Below are 20,163 nucleotides of genomic sequence, written 5' to 3' on the forward strand. Positions count from 1 at the left end.
GCTATGGCATATAGTCAATCTTTAGCTCAGCAGATTCGAAAAATTCTAGCGCTCAAACTTCCTCCCCAAATTTTCGAAGAAGAGCTAGAAGAAAAGAAGCTGTTTGGTGGCCTGGCCTTTATGATTCGTGGTAAAATGGTCCTTACTGTCAGTTCCAGAAAGGATGAACTGGTTATGGTCAGAATTGGCAAGGAAATGGAGAAGCAAGTTCTACCCCGAACAGGAGCTCATACTACATTGATGAGGGGGCGCCTTTATCATGGGTATATAGACTTAGATATAGAAGGCCAAAAAGAATTGCCTTACTGGATTGATTTGGCTCTCTCCTATAATCAAGAGTTGACCAAGTAACTCATATCTAGCGAGATTACTGATTAGAAAACGAAAAGCAACTGCACCAGCGGTTGCTTTTTCACTTGCTTGCCTACAAGCTTCCCTCTACCCTTTTCCCTATAGTTTTCTCCCATCTTTTATGATAAAATAGGCTCAATCAATTTCTAGGAGGAAGAAATATGGTTTCTACTATTGGTGTTGTTAGTTTATCTAGTGGCATTATCGGAGAGGACTTTGTCAAACACGAAGTGGACTTGGGTGTCCAACGTCTCAAGAACCTGGGACTCAATCCTACCTTTTTGCCTCATTCGCTAAAAGGATTAGACTTTATCAAGGACCATCCTGAAGCTCGTGCAGAGGATTTGATTCATGCCTTTTCTGATGATAGCATCGACATGATCCTATGCGCCATCGGTGGAGACGATACCTATCGCTTACTACCTTATCTTTTTGAAAATGACCAACTACAAAAGGTTATCAACCAAAAAATATTTCTTGGCTTCTCAGATACAACCATGAACCATCTCATGTTGCATAAACTAGGAATCAAGACTTTTTATGGTCAATCCTTTTTAGCAGACATTTGTGAATTAGACAAGGAGATGTCGCCCTATAGCCTTCACTACTTTAAAGAATTGATTGAGACAGGAAGAATCTCAGAAATTCGCCCTAGCAATGTTTGGTATGAGGAACGAACTGATTTTAGTCCCAAAGCTCTGGGGACACCTCGTGTCAGTCATACAAATACCGGTTTTGAGTTGTTGCAAGGAAATGCCCAATTCGAGGGAAAAATCCTCGGTGGTTGCCTCGAATCTCTCTACGATATCTTTGACAACTCTCGATACACAGATAGCACGGAGCTCTGCCAAAAATACAAACTTTTCCCTGACTTGTCAGACTGGGAAGGAAAAATCCTCTTACTAGAAACAAGCGAAGAAAAGCCTAAGCCGAAAGACTTCAAAAAGATGTTGCAAACTTTAAAGAACACTGGTATATTCGAGGCCATCAGTGGACTCCTGGTCGGAAAACCTATGGATGAAACTTTCTATGACGACTATAAAGAGGCACTATTGGATATCATTGACAGCAATATCCCGATTGTCTATAATCTGAATGTCGGCCACGCAACTCCAAGAGCAATTGTACCCTTTGGGGTCCATGCTCATGTAGATGCACAGGAACAAGTCATTCGCTTTGACTATAACAAAAAATAAATAGTTTCTCTATTTTTGTGCTTTTGTATTCGTTTTCGTTACAATTTGTATCTGAATTTATTGCATTTCGCTAATTTCTATGATATCCTTTTGAAGGAGGTGTATATGACAAAACAAAAAATTAATCGAATCGTAGGTTCTATTGGTGCCTTTATTGGAATTATAGTATTTATTGCCTACATACCTCAAATTATCGCTAATTTACAGGGAAATAAAGCTCAACCATTTCAACCTTTATCAGCTGCTATATCTTGCTTAATCTGGGTTATTTATGGATGGACAAAGGAACCTAAGAAGGATTGGATACTAATCATTCCAAATTCAGCTGGTGTTATTTTAGGTGGAATCACTTTTTTGACTTCACTCTAACAAATCTAATAGTATATATAAAAAGCTGGGAAAAGTTTCTCAGCTTTTTTCTATATTCTCAGATATTCTAATTACCTATACTCACTGATTCCTGCTTTTCCACTCACAATCATTCTCATGGTCATCAACCAGCCCTGCTGCTTGTAGAAAAGACAGGACGGCGACTGGGCCTGTGAACTTGAAACCTCTTTTTTTGAGATCTTTGGCTAATTTCTCAGACAAGGGTGTTTTAGCTGGGGCTTGGCGATAATCAGGAACATCGTTAACGACAGTTTTCCCCTCAACAAAAGACCAAAGATAGGCATCAAAAGAGCCGTACTCTGCCTGTAGTCGTAGAAATGCTTGGGCGTTAACGCGTGTAGCAAAAATTTTCGCTCGATTTCGGATAATGGCTGGATTCTCCAGCAAGTCTTCCAATTCGGTGTCGGTCATCTCTGCGACCGCTTGAATTTGATAGCCATGAAAGGCTTCTCGGAAAGCTTGGCGTTTGTTGAGCACCGTTTCCCAAGACAGGCCTGCCTGATAGGTTTCCATACACAACAACTCAAACAATGCTTGGTCATCATGGAGGGGTTGGCCCCACTCCTCATCATGATAGCCAATGTAGAGCGGATTGGTCATCTTGACCCACGAACAACGTTTTGTCATGCTCTGCTCCTATTTGACCAACATCTTAAGGGCTGACTTGATATAGTTCTCAGCTGTATCTGTCGTTCCTTCAAAGAATTTCTTGATTTTTTTGAGCTCGGTTGCCTTGTAACCCAGCGCCAACATGGCTTCCATAGCCTCTTCCAATTCTTGGTTTTCAGCACTAGCTTGCACTGCCACCTTGGCAGGAAGGTCATCTCCTGCAACTACTACCTTGCCTTCCAAGTCCAGCACCATCTGCTGGGCTGTTTTCTTGCCAATTTTGGGGAACTTGGTCAAGTAGGTGATATTCTTGGTTTCAATAGCTTGAACCAGGCCAGCATTGTCATCAGCAGCGATAATAGCAAGAGCTGATACAGGCCCAATCCCAGAGACCGAAATCAGACTGAGAAAGAGCTTTTTCTCGTCTTCTGAGCGAAATCCATAAAGCAGATGAGCATCCTCACGCACCACCTGATGCACATAAATTTGAGCTTCTTGGTTGACCTGTCCTGAGTAGGCATATGGATTGGCCACATGCAGGATATAGCCGATACCGTTGACTTCAAGAACAATATATTTGGCAGTGATTTTGGTAATGATTCCTTTTAAATATTCGTACATAGTTTTCCTTTTCTCTTATTTCGTTTATCTAGTATATCATATTTTCTTTATCCGAGGAGCGAGAATCGATTATCACAAATACAATATATCAAAAATAATTTATGTTTATCTGTTGACATATTCAAAATTAAGTACTATAATCATCTGTAATTGAATAACTATCTTCAGGGCAGGGTGCAATTCCCTACCGGTGGTATAGCCCACGAGCCGAAAGGCATGATTTGGTGAAATTCCAAAGCCGACAGTATAGTCTGGATGAAAGAAGATAAAAGTATATTTGTGCTTTTTGCGTGCTCTGAAATGATTACTTGTCATTTCAGAGCATTTTTGTTAATCGCATAAGTTTTCTTTTATATGCCTTGAATAGTCCCCTATTCAAGGTATATTTTTTTGGAGGCAGTGAGATGAGCGACTCAAAATATATGCAATTAGCAATAAAACTGGCACAAAAAGGGGCTGGTTACGTCAATCCCAATCCTATGGTCGGCGCAGTTATTGTAAAAGATAATCACATTATCGGACAAGGATATCATGAGTTTTTTGGTGGCCCACATGCTGAGAGAAATGCTCTTAAAAACTGTAGAGAATCCCCTGTAGGAGCGACGCTTTATGTAACACTTGAACCCTGTTGTCACTTTGGGAAAACACCTCCTTGTATAGACGCTATAATTGATAGTGGTATTACAAGAGTAGTCATTGGAAGCCTAGACTGCAACCCTATTGTATCTGGAAAAGGAGTAAAGATACTTGAGGAAAATAATCTTCAAGTTACTGTTGGAGTTTTAGAAAATGAGTGTCTTAACTTAATAAAAAGTTTTAGAAAGTATATTACCCAGCATGTCCCCTATGTTTTTATGAAATATGCAATGACAATGGATGGAAAAATAGCCACTAAAACAAATCAATCCAAATGGATTACTGGAGAAGAGGCAAGAAAGCATGTGCATCAGTTACGACACTATGTCAGTGCGATTATGGTGGGAGTCAATACTGTTATTCAAGACGATCCTTTGCTGACATGTAGATTGGAGGAAGGGAAAAATCCTATCCGTATCATATGCGATACACATTTACGAACTCCTCTTACCTCTAAAATCGTAAAAACAGCAAATGATATTAAAACTTACATTGCCACTTCCTCTGAGGAAAAAAATAAAATGAAGCTATATCAAAATCATGGCTGTGAAATACTTTCCATAAAGAAAAAAGGCAATCATATAGACTTATCGGATTTAATGCAACATCTAGGAAACATGCAGATTGATAGCCTACTTCTAGAAGGGGGCAGTCTAATGAATTGGAGTGCTTTGGAACAACAAATTGTTGATGAGCTGAAAATATATATTGCACCAAAAATTTTTGGAGGCAGTGCCAAGTTTCCTGTCGGAGGCGAAGGTATTTCTTTGCCAAATGACGCTATTAGCTTGAAACCTTATGCTTTTTCTCAAATAGGAAATGACTATCTCATAGAAAGTGAAGTGATTTATCCATGTTCACAGGAATAATTGAAGAAATCGGAAAAGTTGAAAGAATACAGAAAGACTCTCGTAATTGCAAACTATCAATTAAAGCCTCAAAAATATTAACGGATATTCATTTAGGCGATAGTATAGCAGTAAATGGTATCTGTCTTACAGTTACTCATTTCAATCATCAAGCCTTTACAGTTGATGTAATGAATGAAACATGGAGTCGAACAGCTCTTACCTTATTAAAACATGGAAGTGAGGTGAATCTAGAAAGAGCCTTATCTGTCAACGGTCGACTTGGGGGTCACGTCGTTACAGGACACATTGATGGTACAGGAAAAATCTCGTCAATAAAAAAAGATGATAATGCTGTATGGTATCAAATCAACACACAAAAAGAAATTTTAGATTTAATAGTTGAAAAAGGATCTATTACAATTGACGGCATTAGTCTGACTGTCGCTAAAGTCTCCAAAGTAAACTTTTCAGTATCTGTTATCCCTCATACCTTGGAACAAACCATTCTTAAGAGTAAACAAGTCGGGAGTACAGTAAATCTTGAAAATGATATCTTAGGTAAATATGTGCAAAAACTGATGGATAATTCTCCAAAATCAGAAATATCTAAGGAACTATTATATCAAAATGGATTTTAGCAGAAAGGATGATCAGTCAATGGAATATCGAAAAATACAAGAAGCATTAGAAGCATTGCAGAAGGGACGACTTGTTCTTGTTATAGACGACAAGGATAGAGAAAACGAAGGAGACTTAATTTGTTCTGCACAAGCAGCTACAACTGAAAATGTTAATTTCATGGCTACTTATGCCAAAGGATTAATTTGTATGCCTATGAGCGAACGTTTAGCTAATCAATTAATGCTTTCACCTATGGTTGAAAACAATACAGATAATCATAAGACTGCTTTTACAGTTTCAATTGATTATAAAGAAACGACCACAGGTATTTCTGCCGAGGAAAGAGGACTGACCGCACGTATGTGTGTAGCTGAAGATATAAGACCCTCTGATTTTCGCAGGCCAGGACACATGTTTCCTTTAATTGCAAAAAAAGGTGGTGTTCTAGAAAGAAATGGACACACAGAAGCAACTGTTGATTTATTAAAATTAGCTGGACTAAAAGAGTGTGGCCTATGTTGTGAAATAATGAATCATGATGGCAAAATGATGAGAACAGATGATTTAATTCAGTTCTCGAAGAAACACAACATTCCACTAATTACCATCAAAGAATTACAAGAATATAGGAAAATATATGATCAGCTGGTAGAACGAGTTTCAACTGTCAATATGCCTACTAGATACGGTAATTTCAAAGCAATTAGCTATATAGATAAACTAAATGGGGAACATCATCTTGCTCTTATTATGGGAAATATAGAGGATGGAACCAATGTATTATGTCGGGTCCACTCTGAATGTTTAACAGGAGATGTTTTAGGCTCTTTACGGTGCGATTGTGGACAGCAATTCGATAAAGCTATGAAAATGATTGCTGAAAATGGTTCAGGTGTCTTACTTTACTTGCGACAGGAGGGACGAGGAATTGGACTTATCAATAAATTAAAAGCCTATCATTTACAAGATCAAGGAATGGATACGCTTGATGCCAATCTTGCATTAGGCTTTGAAGGTGATTTAAGAGAATATCATATTGGAGCACAAATGCTTAAAGACCTGGGACTACAGTCACTACATTTACTGACAAATAATCCTGACAAGGTTGAACAGTTAGAAAAATATGGAATTACCATTTCCAGTAGAATACCAATCGAAATAGAAGCCAATCCTTATGATAGTTTTTATTTAGAAACAAAGAAAAATCGAATGGGTCACATTTTAAATATGGAGGAAAAATAAATGAACACTTATGAAGGTAATTTAGTAGCGAACGATATTAAAATAGGTATTGTTGTAGCGAGATTTAATGAATTTATAACTTCAAAATTATTATCTGGAGCACTAGATAATCTCAAAAGGGAGAATGTAAACGAGAAAGATATCGAGGTAGCCTGGGTTCCAGGAGCTTTTGAAATACCACTGATTGCATCAAAAATGGCAAAAAGTAAAAAATATGATGCAATTATCTGCTTGGGAGCTGTCATTAGAGGTAGTACAAGTCATTATGATTATGTATGTAGCGAGGTATCTAAGGGAATCGCCCAAATCAGTTTAAATAGCGAAATCCCAGTTATGTTTGGTGTGCTAACGACAGATACAATTGAACAAGCCATAGAGCGAGCTGGCACTAAAGCAGGAAATAAGGGTTCTGAGTGTGCACAAGGAGCTATTGAAATGGTCAACCTAATTCGCACATTGGACGCATAGAACAGACTCTACTTTTAAACGAATAAAGAAACTAAGCAAAATCGCAATTTAATACTCTATGAAAATCATAGAGCAAACTAGGAAGTCAGTCGCAGATTGGTAAAACACAGCTTCGATGTTACAGACAAAACTGGCAGAATTAGCTCAAAACACTATTTTGAGATTACTGATAAAACGGACATAGTTTAAAGAGATTTTTGACGAGTATTCGGAAGAAAAAAAGTAAATATTTCCATGATAAAACGCATAAAATCAAGGTTTTTGAACACCTGATTTTATGCGTTTTTCTTATTTTGAAAATTTTTCCCAGACTTTTTGTACTTTGTATACTCAATGAAAATCAAAAAGCAAACTAGGAAGCTAGCCGCAAGCTGTACTTGAGTACGGTAATGGGACGCTGACGTGGTTTGAAGAGATTTTCAAAGAGTATTAATATTTCCCCAATTCACGAAGACTAGTGTGATTTTCCTGAATACGTCGGAACATCTTTTCCATATCCGACTTGGTGAAATGCACCAAAACAGGACGTCCGTGGGGACAGTTGTAGGGATTGTCACATTGAGAGAGCTGATAAAGCAGCTGTCTGGCCGAATGATCGTCAATACGATGATTGGCCTTGATAGATCGCTTGCAGGACATCATAATAGCCAGTTCTGCTCGGTATTTCTTGATAGAAACTTCCTTGGTCAAAAGGAGCATGTCGCACATCTCATAGATGCCTGACTCGATTTCCTCCTCTGCCATCCAAATAGGATGTTCACGTAGGATGAATTGATTTTCCCCGTACTCTGCTAGAAAGACTCCAACTTCCTCTAAAAGTGCCATTCTTTCCTTGAGACGAAGGGCATCATCCGCTGGAAATTCAAAGATATAGGGCACTAGGAGTTGCTGCTGGCTCTGGTCAACATTACCAATGCTTTCACGGTACTCCTCGTACTTAACCCGTTCCTGAGCCGCATGTTGGTCTATGATGTAGAGCCCATCTCGCCCTTGAGCAAAGAGATAAGTCCCATGCATTTGCCCGAAAAATTCCAACTCTGGGAAACTTGAAGATTCTTCTCGCTCCAGCTTGTCATAAGCCTTATCCAAACTGGCCAAATCTAACTCTGGATGGTCTAATTGGTCATAATTAGCAGGCTTTCTCTCTGCAAAATGCAGTTTTGCTGGCTTGGTCAATTGGTCCAAAGTTTCTTTGGCAAACAGGGTCAAATCCTGTCCTTCATCAGTCAATTCTACCTGATAATCAGCCACCTCAGCTTGACTGGGCCTTGACGGCTCAGTTTTCTCATAGTAGAGCGTATTTTCTTTGAGTGGGAGAATAGTTTGCTCGACTTTCTCACGATTGCGCACAGTCGATTTGGCAAGATTTTCCAAGGCATCAGGTATCAAGGTTTGTTCCTTGAGGCTCTTGGAAATGGCTTCTGAGACCAATGCCATCAGTTCTTTTTCCTTGGAAATCCGTACTTCTTGCTTGGTTGGATGCACATTGACATCCGCTAGATAAGGGTCGATATGGATATGAATGACAGCCAGTGGAAAACGGCCTACCATGAGCTTACTGCCATAGCCGTCTAGAATTGCACGATTGAGCAGGAAGTTCTTGATATAACGGCCATTGATGAAGAGACTGATATAGTTGCGATTAGCTCGAGTCAACTCAGGCAAGGACACAAAACCTGAAATTTCGAAATCTAGGTCAGAATTCTCAATTTCAATCATCTTCTTGGCACTCGCCAAACCGTAAACCCCTGCGATTGCTTGGCGCAGTTGCCCAGTCCCAGCTGTCCGTGTCATTTCCTTGCCATCACTGATTAAACTAAAAGAAATCTCAGGATGGGCCAAGCCCAGACGATTGACAATATCAATGATATGAGACAACTCTGCTTGCTGGCTCTTCATATACTTAAGGCGGGCAGGCGTATTGAAAAAGAGATCCTCCACACAAACCTTGGTTCCCGCAGGACTAGTCGCTGGGATGACTTCTTCAACTTCTCCCCCACGCGCAACTAGCTTGGTCCCGTGACTTGCACCATCCACCGCCGTCAACAGAGTCAGTACACTGACAGATGCGATAGAGGGCAGAGCTTCACCACGAAAACCAAGCGTCCGAATCCGAAAGAGATCTGCCTGATTTTTTATCTTACTAGTCGCATGGCGACGCAGAGCCAATTCCACCTCATCGTGAGCAATTCCGTGACCATTATCTGTGATTTGAATTTTCTTGAGACCAGCTTCCTCAATCTCAATGATAATCTGACTAGAGCCAGCGTCAATGGCATTTTCTACCAACTCTTTGACCACACTGGCAGGACGTTCGATAACCTCTCCTGCCGCAATCTGATTTGCCAACACCTCTGGCAATTCAATAATATGAGACATCTTTCAGCCCCTTTCTGTATCTATTTTCCTAGAAATTGATTAGTGCTATTATACCATATTTCAGATAGGACAGAAAAGCTAGCACCACATAGAAGCCAAATCCCTCCACATAGACAAAGTCACTTGTCATAGGATATAAAATAGTGTTTAATAAAGGTGTACAAGAAGTGATCACAATTTTGTATGAAAAACAAGGAGAGAAATTTATGAAAGTAGAACTACAGATTAGCGAGTCTTACGAGGAGGAAAAGCTGATTGTCCAAGCACCTCAAGAAACCGAGAAAGTCCAAAAAGTCATCGAGTTCGCAGAAAATCTGGACCAAAAAGAAAAAATCAAAGGGAAAATCGATGTTCAGGTCTATCTAGTTGAGATTGGCAAGATTCAACGCTTCTATATCGAGAATCGGAAGGTTCTAGCAGAAACAGCTAGTCAGACCTACACCATTGACTTACGACTCTATCAAGTCCTTGAAATTCTGCCAACCAATTTTATCCAAATTTCCCAATCCGAAATCATCAATATCAACTCCATCTCTCATCTCAAGCTCACGCCCAACGGTCTGGTAGAAATCTTTCTAAAAAACGAAAGCTTCACCTATTCTTCACGCCGTTATCTAAAAACCATCAAGGAGAAATTAGAACTATGAAAAAACAAATCTTCCACGACGCAACTGCTGGTGTCCTCATCGGCCTCATCCTCTCTATCATCTTTTCACTCATTTATGCACCAAATACCTACGCACCACTAAACCCCTACTCTATCATCGGCCAAGTGATGGCTCAGCATCAGGTTCACGGTGCCCTGGTCTTGCTCTACTGCACACTTATTTGGGCAGCTATCGGTATTCTCTTCAACTTTGGCAACCGCTTATTCAGCCGTGATTGGAGCATGCTCCGTGCCACTCTGACCCATTTCTTCCTTATGCTGGCTGGCTTTGTCCCACTAGCGACCCTAGCAGGTTGGTTCCCCTTCCACTGGATCTTCTATCTCCAGCTCATTATCGAGTTTGCGATTGTCTACCTCATCATTTGGACTATTTCCTATAAAAGAGCATCAAAAAAAGTAGACCATATCAATCAACTCTTGAAGCATAAAAAGTAAGAGTGCTGATAAAACCACTTGGAATAATAAAAAAGCTAAGCCTAAGCTTAACTTTCCAACTCATACAAATCTGCGATAATAGCTGCGACACGTTTGATATCTCCCAGCATACCTCGCATTTCAAAATCAGCCAATACAGGGAAGCCAAAACGTTGACTATATTGCTTGGCTGTCAGGCAGTATTGGTTATTAAAGTTACGATTTCCTGAACCAACCACACCAAAACACTTACTAGCATTGTCACCATAGGCGATAAAATCCCCTACTGGTGTCGTCAAAATCTCGACATCTCCGTTATCCACGCCATTCCCACCTTCTAGGTAGGTCGGTAAAAAAGCGACATAGGGATGGTCCATTTCATAGAAATCTTGGCCTTCCTTGACCAAATCCTTGATATGAATCTTTTGGACCTCAATTCCATCGTACTGGGACAAGAGATAGTCTTTCAAGCGTGTCACAAAACTTTCAGTATTGCCACTCAGACTAATATAAACTAAAGAAATTGTCTTCATATGTACCTCCATGATTTTATCTATAATCGAAAAATAACTACCAAGATTGTAACTTGATAGTTATTTTTTGTCAATACTTAGGCAAGTTCTTCGGTTTCCTCTTCTTCCGCCAAGGCTTTCTGTTGACGCCACATCTTATAGAAGACAAGGGCTAAGAAAAGAACATTGATGACGATATAGAAAATGCTAACAGCTTGTGAAATAACACTTATCCCTAAACGCATGGTCTCATCGTGAACTAACTGCACAGCGTCTTGTAAACTAACATAGCCATAAATCGAACCAATAATGGCTAGCAAAACATAGCCAACATAAGTATAGTTTGCATATTGCAAATTTTTACGAATAAGGAAGACAATCGCTACTACAACTAAAATAGCAGATAGTACAATCAAGGCCATATTAAAAATAGAATGAGATGATTCTGCTACTCTATAGGTGTAATTGATGTTGTCTTCTAATTGCTGGGCACTAAGTCCTGCAACATGTGACTGTTTAGCACGAAGGACTTCTTTGCTAGGCAAGGGACTCAACATTCCAAACAGAGACATAGCTGAAATAAGAGCAGACAAGATTAGCAAGACCCATAGATAAATTGGTTTCTTTTTCATGATAGAACCTCCTGATGTTATTATTGATATTATAGCACTTTTTGTAAAGGGATACAAATTTTATAGTATCGTTTCTACCTGTTTTCGGTAGGCTTTTGGTGATTTTCCGCACAATTTTCGGAACACTTTATAGAAATATCCAACATTACTGTAACCAACAGCATAACAAATATCTTCGATACTGTCACTAGTCGAAAGTAAGAGCTGCTGGGCAGCCTTAATGCGTTGTTTATTTAGTAACTCTGCGAAGGTAGAATTGGTTTCTCGCTTAATCAACTGACCCAGATAGACAGGATTGATAAAAAGATCCTTACTGATATCCTTGAGGGAAAGTTCTTTTTGATAATCACGCCCAATGACTTCTAGCACACTAACCACATTTTCATTCATTCGATATTGTCCAAAGAATCGGGTCAGAGTTTCCTTGATATAAGGAACCAATTCATCAAAGGTTTGAATAGCATGAATCGTTTTGACAATGTCCGTCATATCATCAGCTTTTAGGTGTTCAAACAAATGAAAGACATCCATGACAAACTGGATAAAAAGCTGTTTGGTAATGGGAACACGCGGCGTATTTTCAAGAACCACCTTCTCCAAAAGGTTCAACTCTTCCACGATTTGATTGAGATTCCCCTGAATGATAACCCTATAAATCGGTTCATAATAGGCAAAGAGACTCTCAGACTGTTTTAGATTTACAGAACCGTAAAAGAGGGCTTTCTCAGCATTCAGCTTCCAGCGTTCAAAGTGTTCTTGATAAGGAGCTTCAAAGGGAGTAACGACTAAACCATCTAGGGGTTGATCAGAAATAAAAATCTGCCAGTCTTGACCCAAGACATAGTAGGGAATGGTGAAAGAACCTTGTTTTTCCTTGGATAGACCTATCCACCAATTCTCCTTATCCCCTAAATAACTAACAAATCCGGCCTCATCTAAATCTTGACTAAGGGTCTGACTTTTCTTCCCTCTCTCGCCGAGCTGACCTGCAATCTTCTCTAGCAGATTACCCAACTCTACCTTATCAACAGGTTTGACCAGATAGTCCACCACACTAAGGTTCATTGCTCTTTTGACATAATCAAACTCCTGATAACCTGAGAGCAGGATATAGGCAACATCTGGTAAGATTTCTTTCATCTCCCGAATCATATCAAGCCCTGTTTTGTCGGGCATATTGACATCGGAAATGACCACATCGACAGGATTTTCCTGAACATATTCTAGGGCTTCATCGGCATGACTAGCTGTTGCGACGACCTCCATATCCCACTTATCAAAGGGAATCAAACGTTTCAGACCTTCTGTCACCATGTACTCATCATCTACTAATAATACTTTATACATTTTCTCCCTTTCTACTCATCTTGAATTGTGATACGATACTGAACACCTGCTTGCTCTGCAGAATCTATAGTAATAGCATAGCGGTCCCCAAAATAGAGCACAAAACGCTCATTGACATTGACAATCCCGATAGACTGCTTTTGATCACTGTAGCTGGCCTGGTGTTCAAAATGTCTCTGACTTAATTTTTCTCGGATATCGACCAGCTTTTCAGTCGACATTCCACGGCCATTATCGACCACCAAAATTTCCACAAAACCATCCTGTTTAAGAGCCTTGATGCTAATCACATTATCTGTCCGTCTGTGGTCAACACCATGCGCGAAATAATTTTCTACCAGCGGTTGCAAGGTAAACTTAGGAATCTTCATATTTTCTAACCCTGGGTCTATCTTGAAACCATAGGCAATGGACTTGGGATAGCGAACCATGCAGAGATAGCTATATTTACGACAAAATTCTAATTCCTGTTTGAGAAGGGTTTCTCTTTCGTCGGAAATATTGTTACGCAAGAGACTACTGAATTCATAAATGATATCTGCCAACTCATCTTGACTCTGCATGACTGCGTACATACGCAAGAACTCCAGAGTATTGTACATGAAGTGAGGATTGATTTGCGCCTGCAGGGCTCGCATATTGGCATCTTTTTGACTGAGTTCTAACTGGTAAATATCATGGATATTCTTTTCCAATCGATCCAACATATCATTGGTGGTCTCTGCGATTAAGAGCAATTCCTGATCCTTTTCAAGCGTATCAATGCGAAGACCTTCTTGTCCTTTGGCAATAGCTTGGATGGAATCCACCAGGTCCACTACCTGCTTTTGATAATTAGCAAAAGTCTTCCTCAAAGTCAGATAGAGAATGACAATAAAGAGAAGGCTCAAGCCCACAATCAAAGCAGAGCTAGCCACTGTTCCTTGTAAAACAAAGTTTTTAGGAACTGCCACCTGAACCTGATATCCATGAGAGGTAAAACCGACAAACCAGTTCTCATGTTCCCTATTGACCCTCTCACCAATATGAAAAATCTCCGTATCAAATGGTGATGTCACAGTCACAGCCATCGGGATATGACCTCGGGTATTGTCAATGGCATGATATAAGACTTCTGGATCCAAGGAGATGTAAATCACTCCTATAGATTGATCCGTTGCTGGGTCCAGAACTGGAATGCCAAAACTATTGGCCTCTGGTTTAAAGGCCTCAGCAGGCAAGACATGACCACTTCTTTTATCCCTTGTTGAAACATAAACTTCTTTAAAATCCTGTAAGACGATTGCAACACCCGTTATAGAGTCATTTTGGACATAAAGATCATCAATGTTTTCATACAGAGAAATAGAAGTTGACGAAGCTGCTTGATGCTCCAACAGCCAATAAAAATACTCAGAAGTTGACAAGCTAAAGTACTTATAAACCCCTTGTATCCGGTCTTGATTGGCTACTAAATCTTGCGCCAGTTGGGCTGATTCCCGATAATAATACTCCACCTCATCGACTGTTCGAGTGGTTACACGCTGGGCTACTCTTTGAGCTTCCTTTTCCCGTGAATCCCAGTCAGCGTAAGAGAGTAAGATTGCAAAACTCGCAATAATAATCATCATAACTGAACTGTAGGTTCTTAGAAGCGTATGTAGCCAAAACTGCTTCATTCTATTTTGTCGCCAATTTTTCATGGATACTTTCATAGACCGGTTCCAACATATCACTGATAAAGAAATGCCACATCCCAATTCCTACAAAGAAAAGTAGGGCAGGCATATAGTAACCAATTGCCACAAGTAGCACAGTTCCAAGGAGAACCTTGGACACAGCTGCTAGACTCATAAAGATGCCAATCAAGGATAGTTTGAGACTATTTCGATAGGACAAATCAAAATAAACTTGTAATTTCAAAGATACTGTATAAGCCAAAAAGATCAGGGCAACTACTAGAACATTCAAAAAGGTCGCAATCAAATGAATAATAGTCTGATGAGGCAATTGCACCAAGAGATACAGGCCATAGATCAAAACTAAATCCACCCCTAAAAAGCTATAGAAAATCAGGTTGCTTGAAACAAAATTTTGCTTATAAAGAGACCAAGCCTCCTTCAAACTGTATTCCCGAAAGCTATAACCATGTTCTGCATATAAGCTCATTAAGGTGGCACTAGCCGGCGCTAGACCAAGGATAATCCCTCCTGCTAAAGTTAATAGCCAAAAGAAGGCTGTCGCAATCATTCCTAAAAAGAAACGATTAAAGACAAAGTCTAAAAATCTCCCCATAATATCCCCCTAAAAATAACTATGAAACCATTATATCATATTTCAAGCGTTTTCAAAAACTTCTAGTATCCATTTACAATCCCACCAAACCGTGGTACAATGAGAATTGTGAAAAAATTATCAGGAGACAATTCATGAAGAAATCTATCTTAACTACACTGCTCTTTGCAGTTCTTTACTTCCTCTCCATGGGGATTGGTGTCCTTTTGGGAAATCTCTTTGACCAAACTGGAAACATGTTTTATGCGCCTGCCTTTACTGCCCTTGTCGGCGGTAGCGTCTATATGACTCTAATCGCAAAAGTTCCACGTTTTGGAGCCATTACCACTATCGGCCTTGTCATTGCTCTCTTTTTCTTGGGAACTAAACACGGTGCCGGTGCCTTCCTTCCTGGAATTATCTGTGGCCTCCTAGCAGATGGAGTAGCTCTTTTAGGAAAATATAAAGATCAAACAAAGAACTTCCTTTCTTTTATTCTCTTTGCCTTTAGCACATCAGGACCAATCCTACTTATGTGGATTGCGCCCAAAACCTATATGGCAACCCTTCTAGCAAGAGGAAAATCCCAAGAATATATCGACCGTATCATGGTCGCGCTAAATCCTGGAACCGTCCTTCTATTTATCGCAAGTATTGTCATCGGAGCCCTAGTGGGTGCCTTGATTGGACAAGCCTTGAGTAAAAAATTGGCACAGAAAATCTGATTACTAAAAAAGAGCCACACGGCTCTTTTTTATTTATGACTCAATTTTTTGGTCAAGAAGTCTCCCAAGAATTGGATTGCAAAGATAATCAAAATGATAATGATGGTTGCCAAGATGGTCACATCGTGATTGTAGCGGTTAAATCCATAAGCGATGGCTACGTTACCGATACCACCAGCTCCAACTGCCCCCGCCATAGCTGTTTCCCCAACAAGGGAAATCAAGGTCACAGTCGTCACACGGATCAAATCTGGAAGACCTTCTGATAGGTAAACACCTACGATATCCCAGAATGTCGCTCCGCTAGCTTGAGCTGCCTCAATGACACCGCCATCCAGTTCAGCCAAGACCACCTGCACCTGACGGGCAAAGAAGGCAAAGACTGCAAAAGAAAGTGGGACAAGGGCTGCATTTGGCCCGATACTTGTCTTCACAATCAAGTGAGAAAGGGGAGACAAGATTGCCAAGAGGATGATGAAAGGAACCGCACGGAAAATAGAGGTAATCTTATCTAAAATCCAGAAAACGACCTTATTCTCCAAAACACCACCTGGCGCTGTCAAGACAAGGAAGAGACCTGCAACAAGCCCCAAGAAACCTCCGATGACGAAGGAAAGAACTGTCATATAAAGGGTTAGGTAGATGGCTGTTCCCCAGCCTGCCTGACCAGCCCAGCCCATTTTATAGACATTTGGCAAATAGGTTTGAATCAATGATTCCATCTTACTGTCCTCCCTTCAATACTTTTAGTTGTACGCCTGCTTGACGAATGGCTTCTTGGGCGCCTGCTAGCGCTGCTTTTTCACCTGACAAGACCACAACTAATTCTCCAACAGGAGTGCCATCAAGAATTTCGATATTTCCATAAAGGATATTAGCCGTTACTTGATAATGCTTGTACAATTCATTCAAAAGTGGCTCGTCTGTTGAAGCACCCGCATACTTGAGTTGCACCAAGAGACTGTTTTCAGACAAATGTTCCACGATTTCCTGCTTCTCAATCTTAACCATGGCTTCATCAATGCCAGTGGCTGTTGAGATAAAGTCCTGGGTCAAAGGTTGTTTAGGGTCTGAGAAGATTTCAAGAACACTGCCCTCTTCAATCAAATGCCCATCCTGCATAACTGCCACACGGTTGGCAATGTCTTTGACAATCTGCATTTCATGCGTAATCAAGACAACCGTCAAGCCTAATTTTTGGTTCAAATCTTGCAACAAGGCCAAAATCTGCTTGGTTGTCTTCGGATCAAGAGCAGAAGTTGACTCATCTGAAATCAAGATTTTTGGATCATTTGCCAAGGCACGTGCAATGGCCACACGCTGTTTTTGCCCTCCAGATAGTTGTGAAGGGTAGTTTTCAGCACGGTCTGCCAAGCCAACCAAGTCCAACAACTTGGCTACTTTAGCCTTCTTTTCTTCCTTGCTAAGTCCAGAGTGTTTGAGGGCGAAGGCTACATTCTCCTCTGCTGTCTTTTGGCTCATGAGGTTAAAATGCTGGAAAATCATTCCGATATCTTGACGTTTACGACGCAACTGCTCAGCCGTCAAGGTCACCTTGCCATCAAAAATCACATCGTCGTCAATGGTAATTTTCCCTGCAGATGGTTTTTGCAAGAGGTTAATCACCCGTACAAGGGTTGATTTCCCTGCTCCAGAATATCCAACGATTCCGTAGATATCCCCTTCTTGAATGTGAATGGTCACATCCTTGACCGCTGTGATGGTTCTCTTCTTTTGGTGAAAAGTCACATCGATCTGATCTAACTTGATAATGTCTCTACTCATAGCTTCTAATCAGCTCCTCTACTAATTCAATATGGGTGTAGTAATCGGCGATTCGCACATTTTCATCTCCACCGTGGTCTCGGCTGTTGGCATTTCCTAGACCGAAGGCCACCATTGGCACCTCTAGGGCATCAAAGACCGTATGCATAGGCCCTGTCCCCGCTGTCGTCGGCAAGACTGAAACGCCCTGTGGATAGAATTTCTTGGCCAACTCGATTACATTGAGAATGGCTGGTGCGCTCATATCGCTGCGATAACTCATCTCTCCCAAGGTATAGTATAATTCTACCTTATCAAAGCCATTTTTGTCTAGCTGTTTCCGAATTTTTTCCAGAACATCATGCGGTTCTAGGCCAGGAACCAAACGAACCTCTAGCTTAGCACTGGCTTCTGCAGGTAATATCGTTTTGACTCCTTGTCCTTGATAACCTGACTGAATCCCTTCGATATTAAGAGCTGGCTCGAAAAAGAAACGTTTTAGAAAGTCTGCGCGGTCCTCTTGTAAGAGAGGCAATTCCAAACCATAAATCTGGCTGATTTCTCCTGGATTTCGTTGAGCATAGATATCCACCAAAGCCAATTCACGTTCATTTGGCTCTTGTACTTCTTCGTACAAACCTTCAACCAAGATACGACCATCTGCGGCACGAAGAGACTGTAGGGCTTGAAGGAGGTACCAGGGAGCTGACTCCACAACCCCACCATAACTAGAGTGGATATCCACATCAGCACTTTTAACCTTGGCATCAAAGGTCACAATCCCCTTATTTCCACCAGAAATTTCCAGCTGTTCCAAGGCATTTTTGGTTCCTTGTTCCCAGACCAATAAATCCGCACCACGGAGTTTATCCGCATGCTTTTCTAGATACTTATCCAGGTCTGTCGAAGCCGATTCCTCCGCTCCCTCCATGATAAAACTGATATTGACAGGCAGGTCATCATGGTGCTGCATGTATTTTCTCAAAGCACTCAAACGAGCTGTGATGTGACCCTTATCATCGTCAACCCCACGTCCATACATGAAGCCATTGCGGACCGAAAGCGTAAAGGGCTCCTCTGTCCAGACCTGATCCCCATCCGCTGGCACAGTGTCATAGTGGTTATAGAAAATCAAGGTCTTGGCATCTGGACGCGAACTCTTGAAATGCGCCATGACAAAGGGCGCTGTATAAGTCTCATCAATCTCCACTTCAGCCCCCACACGCTTGAAAATCTCACCAAGATAATTTGCGACTTCCTTGAGTCCAACCTGCTGGGCAAAGACCGATTTCTTAGAAATCAGGGTACGCAAAACCTCAAAATAATGCTGGGCCACATGATCCTTTTCAAATTTTTCAATCTGTTCTTGTTCACTAGGAAAAACCATTTTCTCTCTACCTTTCTATGAACTACTCTTCCTGACAATCCATGCTCTATACAAAAGCAAGAGGTGGAATTTTCTCTCCCACCTCCCTGTTTCTTATTACCAAACTGGTTGATCCAAACCGTCTGATGTTTCTTCGATAACTTTTTTCACGTCATCTGTGTGGTAAGCTGCGATCACTTTCTTGATAGCATCAGCCTTAGGTGATGATTCCCAATCTTTTTTCGCAACGATGATGTTGTACCATTGTTTTGAGTTTTCATCAGCTTGTTCTTTGAAAAGTGCTTTCTTGTAGTCCAATTTTGCTTCTGTAACGAAGGTATTGTTTACAACGGCAGCGTCAACTGATGACAATGAACGAGCTGTTTGGCTAGCGTCCAATTCAGTGATTTTCAAGTTCTTTGGATTTTCTTTGATGTTAGCAACTGTTGCAAGAGCAGTTCCTGAAACGTCCAATTTAATCAAGCCAGCTGATTGAAGCAAGTAAAGCGCACGGCTTTCGTTTGTAGCATCGTTCGGTACAGCAATTTCTCCGTTTGCTGGGATGTCTTCTACTTTAGTGTACTTGTTGTCACTTCCATTCAAACCTGAGTAAAGGCGAATTGGAGAGATGTAAGTATCTGCAATCGCTACAAGGTCTTTTCCGTTTTCTTTGTTCCAGTTGTTCAAGAAGTTGTAGTGTTGGAAAGCGTTCAAGTCTACTTCGCCATCAGCAGTTGCCTTGTTTGGTTGTGAGTAGTCTGTGAACTCTGTAAATTCCAAAGTAATACCGTCTTTTTTAACTAATTCTTGGACTTTATCCCAACGAGCTTCTTCAGAACCGCTACGGTTAACCGTTGCGATTTTGATAGTTGTTGCATTATCTGCTTTCTTTTCTGAGTTTCCGCAAGCTGCAAGAGTCAAACCTGCGACTGTAGCAAGGGCTGCTACACCAAGCCATTTTTTAATTTTCATGATTCTTTCTCCTTAAAAATAATACCGTACTAGTATCTCACAATTTGTTTGATTTCACAAATTGTTATTAGATAGTCAGATATATAGCTTAAAACTATATCACTAAAAATTGAGAAATCACCCACCTTACTCAGAATGGATGATTTC

Annotated in this window: 22 protein-coding genes and 1 riboswitch; of the genes, 10 read left to right on the plus strand and 12 right to left on the minus strand. The window is 40.7% G+C overall.

Translation table 11 applies throughout. The annotated features are described in order from the left end of the window. Positions 1-3: 3 nt before the first annotated feature. The 3 genes from OCF95_RS04035 (at position 4) to OCF95_RS04045 (ending at position 1,916) form a co-directional block, all read left to right on the plus strand. Positions 4-351 carry a hypothetical protein gene (locus tag OCF95_RS04035; protein ID WP_000331824.1) on the plus strand — a complete coding sequence of 116 codons (348 nt, stop codon included), beginning with the start codon at positions 4-6 and terminating at the stop codon, positions 349-351. A gap of 161 nt (positions 352-512) precedes the next feature. Further along, the gene (locus OCF95_RS04040; RefSeq protein ID WP_261104944.1) at positions 513-1,547 is read left to right on the plus strand and encodes a S66 family peptidase; all 1,035 of its coding nucleotides are present in this window, start codon (positions 513-515) and stop codon (positions 1,545-1,547) included. 105 nt (positions 1,548-1,652) lie between these two features. Further along, complete coding sequence (locus OCF95_RS04045; protein WP_000166114.1) at positions 1,653-1,916, plus strand: SemiSWEET family transporter; 264 nt, start codon at positions 1,653-1,655, stop codon at positions 1,914-1,916. Between the two features lie 81 nt (positions 1,917-1,997). On the opposite strand, the gene OCF95_RS04050 is transcribed toward OCF95_RS04045, so the two are convergent. Both OCF95_RS04050 and ruvA read right to left on the minus strand, forming a co-directional pair. Further along, complete coding sequence (locus OCF95_RS04050) at positions 1,998-2,564, minus strand: DNA-3-methyladenine glycosylase I (protein WP_261104945.1); 567 nt, start codon at positions 2,562-2,564, stop codon at positions 1,998-2,000. Positions 2,565-2,573: 9 nt separating this feature from the next. After that, positions 2,574-3,167 (minus strand): Holliday junction branch migration protein RuvA, encoded by a 594-nt coding sequence (gene ruvA, locus OCF95_RS04055; protein WP_000273423.1) that lies wholly within the window; start codon positions 3,165-3,167, stop codon positions 2,574-2,576. A gap of 156 nt (positions 3,168-3,323) precedes the next feature. Then, positions 3,324-3,438: riboswitch (FMN riboswitch) on the plus strand. A gap of 133 nt (positions 3,439-3,571) precedes the next feature. Between ruvA and ribD the strand changes: the two genes are divergently transcribed. The 4 genes from ribD to ribH are packed head-to-tail and all read left to right on the plus strand — an operon-like array spanning position 3,572 to position 6,985. Then, positions 3,572-4,672, plus strand: coding sequence for a bifunctional diaminohydroxyphosphoribosylaminopyrimidine deaminase/5-amino-6-(5-phosphoribosylamino)uracil reductase RibD (gene ribD, locus OCF95_RS04060; RefSeq protein WP_261104946.1), 1,101 nt, complete (start codon positions 3,572-3,574; stop codon positions 4,670-4,672). Then, entirely contained in the window at positions 4,657-5,292 is a 636-nt protein-coding gene (gene ribE / locus OCF95_RS04065) for a riboflavin synthase (protein ID WP_119947911.1), read from the plus strand. The genes ribD and ribE overlap by 16 nt, the downstream gene beginning before the upstream one ends. A 19-nt stretch (positions 5,293-5,311) precedes the next feature. Beyond that, positions 5,312-6,517 (plus strand): bifunctional 3,4-dihydroxy-2-butanone-4-phosphate synthase/GTP cyclohydrolase II, encoded by a 1,206-nt coding sequence (locus OCF95_RS04070; RefSeq protein ID WP_261104947.1) that lies wholly within the window; start codon positions 5,312-5,314, stop codon positions 6,515-6,517. After that, positions 6,518-6,985, plus strand: coding sequence for a 6,7-dimethyl-8-ribityllumazine synthase (gene ribH / locus OCF95_RS04075; RefSeq protein WP_001099498.1), 468 nt, complete (start codon positions 6,518-6,520; stop codon positions 6,983-6,985). Positions 6,986-7,414: 429 nt separating this feature from the next. On the opposite strand, the gene mutL is transcribed toward ribH, so the two are convergent. Continuing rightward, entirely contained in the window at positions 7,415-9,364 is a 1,950-nt protein-coding gene (mutL, locus tag OCF95_RS04080; RefSeq protein WP_261104948.1) for a DNA mismatch repair endonuclease MutL, read from the minus strand. Between the two features lie 206 nt (positions 9,365-9,570). Here mutL and OCF95_RS04085 point away from each other — a divergent pair, with 206 nt between their 5' ends. Next, the gene (locus OCF95_RS04085) at positions 9,571-10,011 is read left to right on the plus strand and encodes a LytTR family DNA-binding domain-containing protein (protein WP_261104949.1); all 441 of its coding nucleotides are present in this window, start codon (positions 9,571-9,573) and stop codon (positions 10,009-10,011) included. Continuing rightward, positions 10,008-10,466: a DUF3021 domain-containing protein gene (locus OCF95_RS04090; RefSeq protein WP_261104950.1), complete on the plus strand. Its 459-nt coding sequence runs from the start codon at positions 10,008-10,010 to the stop codon at positions 10,464-10,466. The genes OCF95_RS04085 and OCF95_RS04090 overlap by 4 nt, the downstream gene beginning before the upstream one ends. 47 nt (positions 10,467-10,513) lie before the next feature. On the opposite strand, the gene nrdI is transcribed toward OCF95_RS04090, so the two are convergent. From nrdI to OCF95_RS04115, 5 genes are all read right to left on the minus strand, one after another. Continuing rightward, entirely contained in the window at positions 10,514-10,978 is a 465-nt protein-coding gene (gene nrdI, locus OCF95_RS04095; protein WP_084923808.1) for a class Ib ribonucleoside-diphosphate reductase assembly flavoprotein NrdI, read from the minus strand. Between the two features lie 77 nt (positions 10,979-11,055). Continuing rightward, positions 11,056-11,589, minus strand: a complete 534-nt coding sequence (locus tag OCF95_RS04100) for an ABC transporter permease (RefSeq protein ID WP_084923809.1) — start codon at positions 11,587-11,589, stop codon at positions 11,056-11,058. A 60-nt stretch (positions 11,590-11,649) separates the two neighbouring features. Next, entirely contained in the window at positions 11,650-12,936 is a 1,287-nt protein-coding gene (locus tag OCF95_RS04105) for a response regulator transcription factor (RefSeq protein WP_261104953.1), read from the minus strand. A gap of 11 nt (positions 12,937-12,947) precedes the next feature. Next, entirely contained in the window at positions 12,948-14,618 is a 1,671-nt protein-coding gene (locus tag OCF95_RS04110) for a sensor histidine kinase (RefSeq protein ID WP_315899053.1), read from the minus strand. After that, positions 14,596-15,210: a YesL family protein gene (locus tag OCF95_RS04115; RefSeq protein ID WP_261056411.1), complete on the minus strand. Its 615-nt coding sequence runs from the start codon at positions 15,208-15,210 to the stop codon at positions 14,596-14,598. The genes OCF95_RS04110 and OCF95_RS04115 overlap by 23 nt, the downstream gene beginning before the upstream one ends. 134 nt (positions 15,211-15,344) lie before the next feature. Between OCF95_RS04115 and OCF95_RS04120 the strand changes: the two genes are divergently transcribed. Further along, positions 15,345-15,914: an MptD family putative ECF transporter S component gene (locus OCF95_RS04120; RefSeq protein WP_261104955.1), complete on the plus strand. Its 570-nt coding sequence runs from the start codon at positions 15,345-15,347 to the stop codon at positions 15,912-15,914. A 29-nt stretch (positions 15,915-15,943) separates the two neighbouring features. On the opposite strand, the gene OCF95_RS04125 is transcribed toward OCF95_RS04120, so the two are convergent. The 4 genes from OCF95_RS04125 to OCF95_RS04140 form a co-directional block, all read right to left on the minus strand. Continuing rightward, a complete protein-coding gene (locus OCF95_RS04125) occupies positions 15,944-16,636 on the minus strand; it encodes a methionine ABC transporter permease (RefSeq protein ID WP_049546857.1) in 693 nt (230 codons plus the stop codon). A 1-nt stretch (position 16,637) separates the two neighbouring features. After that, positions 16,638-17,699 carry a methionine ABC transporter ATP-binding protein gene (locus OCF95_RS04130; protein ID WP_000085666.1) on the minus strand — a complete coding sequence of 354 codons (1,062 nt, stop codon included), beginning with the start codon at positions 17,697-17,699 and terminating at the stop codon, positions 16,638-16,640. Then, positions 17,692-19,065 carry a M20 family metallopeptidase gene (locus OCF95_RS04135; protein WP_049546858.1) on the minus strand — a complete coding sequence of 458 codons (1,374 nt, stop codon included), beginning with the start codon at positions 19,063-19,065 and terminating at the stop codon, positions 17,692-17,694. The genes OCF95_RS04130 and OCF95_RS04135 overlap by 8 nt, the downstream gene beginning before the upstream one ends. 96 nt (positions 19,066-19,161) lie before the next feature. Further along, positions 19,162-20,016, minus strand: coding sequence for a MetQ/NlpA family ABC transporter substrate-binding protein (locus tag OCF95_RS04140; RefSeq protein WP_049546859.1), 855 nt, complete (start codon positions 20,014-20,016; stop codon positions 19,162-19,164). Positions 20,017-20,163: the final 147 nt, after the last annotated feature.

Source organism: Streptococcus mitis (assembly GCF_946188615.1).
Classification (GTDB): Bacteria; Bacillota; Bacilli; order Lactobacillales; family Streptococcaceae; genus Streptococcus; species Streptococcus mitis_BZ.